The 1,058-nt window shown below is 61.4% G+C and carries 2 protein-coding genes; both read right to left on the bottom strand.

Annotation, left to right across the window (positions count from 1 at the left end):
• Positions 1-35: 35 nt before the first annotated feature.
• Positions 36-305: an acyl carrier protein gene (locus CR152_RS21575; protein WP_099878350.1), complete on the bottom strand. Its 270-nt coding sequence runs from the start codon at positions 303-305 to the stop codon at positions 36-38.
• A 13-nt stretch (positions 306-318) separates the two neighbouring features.
• Positions 319-1,056 carry an SDR family NAD(P)-dependent oxidoreductase gene (locus CR152_RS21570; protein ID WP_099878347.1) on the bottom strand — a complete coding sequence of 246 codons (738 nt, stop codon included), beginning with the start codon at positions 1,054-1,056 and terminating at the stop codon, positions 319-321.
• Between the last annotated feature and the right edge of the window lie 2 nt (positions 1,057-1,058).

The following is a 1,058-nucleotide window of genomic DNA, read 5'->3' as shown; positions in this document are numbered from 1 at the left end:
GCGGTCCTATCTCTCGAAAAACTGATGCCGGGTGGTCAGCGGCTGCGGGCGAGGCAGCTCACATACACGTCGCAAAGGTGTTTGATGGTGCGGATGTCGGTGATCATCACGTCCTCGTCCTGGAACGGATCGACACCAAACTCTTCTTCCAGATTGGCGATCAGACCGGCCACCATCATGGAAGAGAACCCGAGCTCGTCCACGACTTCGGTGTCGCCTTTCAGCGCTGGCAGGCTCAGGCTGCGTTCCTCGGCAATCTTGCGGATGACTCTGTCGATCACATCCTTCACTTCGCTACTCATCATGCAAATCTCCTGTTCAGACTGTTAGGCCGCCGTCGACGACGAGGGTTTGACCGGTTACGAAACCTGATGCATCGGAAAGCAAAAACTTGACCACGGACGCCACGTCCTCGACCCGCCCCAGGCGCGCCAGCGGCGTTTGCCGCACCAGTCGGGCCTTTTGGGCCTCGGTCAGGTCGGACGTCATTTCCGTTTCCATGAAACCGGGCGCAACCGAGTTGACGCGGATGCCGACCGGCCCCAGCTCCTTGGCCATGCTGCGGGTCAGGCCGTCGAGGGCGGCCTTGGTGGCGCTGTACGCCGCCACGCCCTTGAAGCCGCGCACGCCGACCACCGAGGACACGTTCAAAATCACGCCGAACCGGCCGACCATCATTTGCTTGACGCAGGCTTGCGCCAGGTTGATGGCGCCTTCCAGGTTGACCTGGATCATCCGCGCCACGTCCTTGCTCTTCATCATCGTCAGCAAGCCTTCATGGGCCATGCCGGCGCTGTTGACGAGGTAGCCGACGCGGCCGAGCTTGTCTTTCACCCGGCGCAGATAGCCGCCCAGCTGGCCGTCGTCGCAGATATCGAGCGCTTCCCAGTACAGCCGGCCCTCGCTGCGCATGAGCAATTCGTCCAGTTCGGGCGTGCTCTTGCGGCTGAAAGTGGCGACGTGATAGCCGTCCGCCAGCAGGCTCTTACAGATGCTGAAACCCAAACCCTTGCTGCCGCCGCTGACGACGGCGACTTTCTTTGCCAATTCCGACATGG

Origin of the sequence: Massilia violaceinigra, assembly GCF_002752675.1 — a bacterium.
Taxonomy (GTDB): Bacteria; Pseudomonadota; Gammaproteobacteria; order Burkholderiales; family Burkholderiaceae_D; genus Telluria_A; species Telluria_A violaceinigra.
Note: the sequence above shows the minus strand (reverse complement) of the source record. Positions and strands in the feature narration are given on the sequence as shown.

What these genes read in the sequence shown, in the direction of transcription:
- CR152_RS21570 (WP_099878347.1), bottom strand. Translation starts at nt 1,056, where the DNA reads ATGTCGGAATTGGCAAAGAAAGTCGCCGTCGTCAGCGGCGGCAGCAAG.
- CR152_RS21575 (WP_099878350.1), bottom strand. Translation starts at nt 305, where the DNA reads ATGATGAGTAGCGAAGTGAAGGATGTGATCGACAGAGTCATCCGCAAG.